The organism is Rhodobaculum claviforme, assembly GCF_016653255.1.
In the GTDB taxonomy this organism is placed as follows: Bacteria; Pseudomonadota; Alphaproteobacteria; order Rhodobacterales; family Rhodobacteraceae; genus Rhodobaculum; species Rhodobaculum claviforme.
In genome coordinates, this window is sequence record NZ_NHSD01000082.1 from 1 (window position 1) to 4,806 (window position 4,806).

A 4,806-nucleotide genomic window follows, 5' to 3' on the forward strand; every position below is an offset into this window, starting at 1 on the left:
CGCGGACGTTTCAGCTGGGCGGGCTGCGCGGCGTTCACCTGACGGGCCGGGGGGCTGCGGGGCGCGTGGCGGAGTGGTGCCATGACGGCAGGCTGGTGATTCTGGGCGCCGAGGCCGAGGGGGATGCCGGGGGCGCGTGCATGCTGATCGACCGGCGCAGCCTGGCGCGGACCGGGGCGCTGGCGCTGGACGTCACGCCCGCGGGGCAGTGGCGGATCGTGGCGGCGCGCGACCGGGCCGGGCAGCGGCCCTGGAGCTGGCGCTGACGCTCGGCGCGACGGCGCGCACAAAGGCGCGGGCGGTCTTTCGCACCGCGAAAAAGCTGTGTATCACCCGGCGCGACAGCGGGATCGAGCCTGAAGCGGGAGGGCAACGGATGCGGCGTGTGGTGATAACCGGGCTCGGCATGGTCAGCCCGCTGGGCTGCGGAGTGGACGCAACCTGGAGCCGACTTCTCGACGGGCAGTCCGCCGCGCGCACCATCACCCGCTTCGACGCGAGTCATCTGGCCACCACCTATGCCTGCGAGATCCCGCGCGGGACCGGCGCCGACGGCACCTTCAATCCCGACGACTGGATGGAGCCGAAGGAGGCGCGCAAGGTCGACGACTTCATCCTCTATGGCATGGCCGCGGCCGATCAGGCGGTGCGCGACGCGGGCTGGACACCGCAGGACGAGGAAAGCCGGTTGCGCACCGGCGTGATGATCGGGTCGGGCATCGGGGGGCTGTCGTCGATTGCCGACACCGCCATCCTGTTGAAGGAGCGCGGGCCGCGCCGGGTCTCGCCGTTCTTCATTCCGGGGGCGCTGATCAACCTGGTGTCCGGGCAGGTGAGCATCCGCTACGGCTTCAAGGGGCCGAACCATGCGGTGGTGACGGCGTGTTCGACCGGGGCGCATGCGATCGGGGATGCGGCGCGGCTGATCGCGTTCGATGACGCTGATGTGATGGTCGCGGGGGGCACGGAGTCGCCCATCTGCGAGATTGGCATCGCGGGCTTCAATGCCTGCAAGGCGCTGTCGACGAAGCGTGGTGACGCGCCGGAGACGGCCTCGCGCCCCTATGACGCGGATCGCGACGGGTTCGTGATGGGCGAGGGTGCGGGCGTGGTCGTGCTTGAGTCGCTGGAGCACGCGCAGGCCCGCGGTGCCCGCATCTATGCCGAGGTGCTGGGCTATGGCCTGTCGGGCGACGCATGGCACATCACCGCCCCGTCCGAGGATGGCGAGGGCGGCTATCGTTCGATGGCGGCGGCGTTGAAGCGCGCCGGGCTGACGCCCGAGGCGGTGGACTACATCAACGCGCACGGCACCTCGACCATGGCCGACACGATCGAGCTGTCGGCGGTGGAGCGGCTGATGGGCGACGCCGCCGGCCGCGCCACCATGAGTTCCACCAAGTCGAGCATCGGGCATCTGCTGGGTGCTGCGGGCGCGGTGGAGGCGATCTTCTGCGCGCTGGCGATCCGCGACCAGGTGGCGCCGCCGACGATCAACCTGGACAACCCGGCGGTGACGCCGAAGCTGGATCTGGCGCCCAACGCCCGGCGTGACCGCGAGATCCGGGTCGCGCTGTCGAACTCGTTCGGGTTTGGCGGAACCAACGCGACGCTCGTCCTCGGGAAGTGGGAGGGCTGATGGCCCGTCACATCGCGGCGAACGCCCTGACGCTTCTGATCGTGGCCCTGGTTGCGCTGGCGGTCGCGGTCGGCTGGGGCCAGCATCAGTTCACCGCCGCCGGCCCGTTGCAGGAGGCGGTGTGCGTGCGGGTGGAGCGGGGCGCGTCATTGCAGGCGGTGTCGCAGCAGTTGGAGGCGCAGGGCGCGATCCGGTCGGGCCTGCTGTTCCGGGTCGGCGCGCGCTACACCGAGCGGGCCGACCGGCTGCGCTTCGGCGCGTATCTGGTGCCGCCGGGCGCATCGATGGACGAGATCCTCGGGGCGGTCACCCGCGGTGGACCGAGCACCTGCGGCACCGAGGTGCAGTTGCGCATCGGCGTCACGCAGGTGGACATCGTCGTGCGGGACCTCGACCCCGCAACGGCCCGGTTCGAAGAGGTGATGCGCTTCGGCCGGGAGGGCGAACCGCCGGCGGAGTATGCGGAGCTGGCCGGGAAGCCGGACACCCGCTTTCGGGTGACGGTGGTCGAGGGCACAACCGTCTGGCAGGTCGTGGAGGGGCTGCGCTGGGCGGAGTTCCTGGAGGGAGAGATCGCGGAGATGCCCCCTGAGGGGATGCTCGCGCCCGACAGCTACGAGGTGCGCCGGGGCGACGATCGCGGGGCACTGGTGGCCGAGATGCAGGCCCGCCAGGAGCGCATCCTTGCCGACCTGTGGGCCGGGCGTGTGGATGGGCTGCCGATCACCACGCCGCAGGAGGCGATGATCCTTGCCTCGATCATCGAGAAGGAAACCAGCGTGCCGGAGGAAAGGCGCCAGGTGGCGAGCGTTTTCGTCAACCGGTTGCGGGTGCCCATGCGGTTGCAGACCGATCCGACGGTGATCTATGGCGTGACGCTGGGGCAGGGGACGCTGGGGCGGGGCCTTCGGCGCAGCGAGCTGGACACCCGCACGCCGTGGAACACCTATCAGATCGACGGGTTGCCGCCGACGCCGATCGCCAACCCCGGCCGTGCGAGCATTGCCGCGGCGCTCGACCCCGATGACACGCCCTATATCTATTTCGTGGCGGATGGCACCGGGGGGCATGCCTTTGCGACCAATCTGGCAGATCACAATCGCAATGTCGCCCGCTGGCGTCAGATCGAGGCGGAGCGCAGGGCGACACAACCCTGAAGATAACTCTTGACCCGGCGAACGCCCTGGGGTATACATGTAGGCAAGCTGGAAGAGGTGGGCAAGCGACGCGGGGAAACCCGGGTCGCTTTTTGCGTTGCTGAGGTCGGGCGACGACGCCTGACGGCCGCTTCCGGCCCGCGAACCACAGCGGTGGAGACCCCGAGACATGCAGGAGACAGCGCAACCGGAGGGGGAGTCCCCCGCCGGATACGATCCCGTTTTGGCCACCATCCGGCTGCTGGACCAGACGGCGGCGGCGCTGGAACGGGTGATGGCCCATGTCGAGGCGGGCGACTTCGGCAAGCTCGACGACCTTCTGAAGGAGCAGGCCGCATTGCGGCGGGCCCTGACGGCGGCAATCACGGAAAGACAGCATGCCCAGAAAATCCGCCACACGGCCGCGACCGACGCGGGGCGCGACACCCTCGATCTTGACGGAGCGCGCGCTGAGGTCGGGCGGCGTCTGGCTCGCCTGCGCGCCACCGAAGGTCCGGACGCGGGCGTTGACGCGGCTGAGTGACAATGCCCACGCGGCGCTGCCGTGGATGTTCGAGCTGTGGGCCTGGCCGCACCAGTTGCCGCCTCCGGGGGCGTGGCGCAGCTGGGTCTGTCTGGGCGGGCGCGGGGCGGGCAAGACGCGCGCGGGTGCGGAGTGGGTGCGTGCCCAGGTGGAGGGATCGCGCCCGGGGGATCCGGGCCTGTCGCGGCAGGTGGCGCTGGTGGGGGAGACGTTTGACCAGGTGATGGAGGTGATGGTGATGGGCCCCTCGGGGGTGATCGCCTGCAGTCCGCCCGATCGCCGCCCGCACTGGGAGGCGACGCGGCGGCGACTGGTATGGCCGAACGGGGCGGTGGCGCAGGCGTTTTCCGCCTCGGAGCCGGAGAACTTGCGCGGGCCGCAGTTCGATGCCGCCTGGGTCGACGAGCTGGCCAAGTGGAAGCGCGGCTTGGAGGCGTGGGACATGTTGCAGTTCGCGCTGCGATCGGGTCCCAGCCCGCGGCAGGTGGTGACCACGACGCCACGCAATGCGCCGGTGCTCAAGGCGCTGCTGGCGAGCCCCTCGACCGTGACCACCCACGCGCCGACCCGGGCGAACCGGGCCTGGTTGGCGCCGTCGTTCCTGAAGGAAATGGAGGCGCGCTACGGCGGCACGCGGCTGGGTCGGCAGGAGCTGGAGGGCCGTTTGCTGGAGGATGCGGAGGGCGCGCTGTGGACCACGGCCGGTCTGGAGGGCGCACGGGTGGACGCGGTGGGCGCGCTGGACCGGATCGTGGTCGCGGTTGATCCGCCGGTGACGGGGCATGCCGGGTCGGATGCCTGTGGCATCGTGGTTGCGGGGGTGGTGACGCAGGGGGCGCCCGGCGACTGGCGCGCGGTGGTGCTGGAGGATGCCAGCGTCCAGGCGGCCTCGCCGCTGGCATGGGCGCAGGCGGCGGTGGCGGCGATGGCGCGGCATGGCGCGGCGCGGATGGTTGCCGAGGTCAACCAGGGCGGCGATCTGGTGGCGCAGGTCGTGCGCCAGATCGATCCGCTGGTGGCATTCCGTGCCGTGCGCGCCACCCGCAACAAGGTCGCGCGGGCCGAGCCGGTGGCCGCGCTTTATGAACAGGGGCGCGTGGCGCATGTGCGCGGTCTGGGCGCGCTGGAGGACCAGATGGTCCTGATGACGCCGCAGGGCTTTCTTGGCCGTGGCAGCCCCGACCGGGTGGATGCGCTGGTCTGGGCGCTGACGGATCTGATGATCGAGCCGGCGGCGCGGTGGCGCAGTCCCCGGATGCGGGTGCTCTAGGCGCGCCCGGGACGCTTTTCGCAGCGATGCAGTCCATGCCCCGCGTGGCCCGGCCGGGTCGCGCGGCGGGCGTTTGCGGGCCGATGGTCCGGATTTCAGAAGGAGAGCGGGCGAATGGTATTGGGCTTGTTTGGGCGTGGCCAGACGGCGGTGCCGGAGGCCAAGGCGTCGGCGGTGGGGCCGCTGACGGCCGGCAGGATATCGCCGTTTGTCGGGG

The 4,806-nt window shown here is 71.0% G+C and carries 4 protein-coding genes and 1 pseudogene; all 5 read left to right on the forward strand.

Going from position 1 to position 4,806, the window contains the following annotated elements; translation table 11 throughout:
- Positions 1 to 266, forward strand: a pseudogene (locus tag CCR87_RS01410) (ComEC/Rec2 family competence protein); the annotation flags it as partial.
- A 110-nt stretch (positions 267 to 376) separates the two neighbouring features.
- Positions 377 to 1,639 carry a beta-ketoacyl-ACP synthase II gene (gene fabF, locus CCR87_RS01415; RefSeq protein ID WP_201155545.1) on the forward strand — a complete coding sequence of 421 codons (1,263 nt, stop codon included), beginning with the start codon at positions 377 to 379 and terminating at the stop codon, positions 1,637 to 1,639.
- Entirely contained in the window at positions 1,639 to 2,796 is a 1,158-nt protein-coding gene (gene mltG, locus CCR87_RS01420; RefSeq protein ID WP_201155546.1) for an endolytic transglycosylase MltG, read from the forward strand. The genes fabF and mltG overlap by 1 nt, the downstream gene beginning before the upstream one ends.
- Positions 2,797 to 2,965: 169 nt before the next feature.
- A complete protein-coding gene (locus CCR87_RS17030) occupies positions 2,966 to 3,319 on the forward strand; it encodes a hypothetical protein (RefSeq protein WP_242511790.1) in 354 nt (117 codons plus the stop codon).
- A complete protein-coding gene (locus CCR87_RS01425) occupies positions 3,246 to 4,589 on the forward strand; it encodes a DNA-packaging protein (RefSeq protein ID WP_476748497.1) in 1,344 nt (447 codons plus the stop codon). Before CCR87_RS17030 ends, CCR87_RS01425 begins: the two co-directional genes overlap by 74 nt.
- Positions 4,590 to 4,806: the final 217 nt, after the last annotated feature.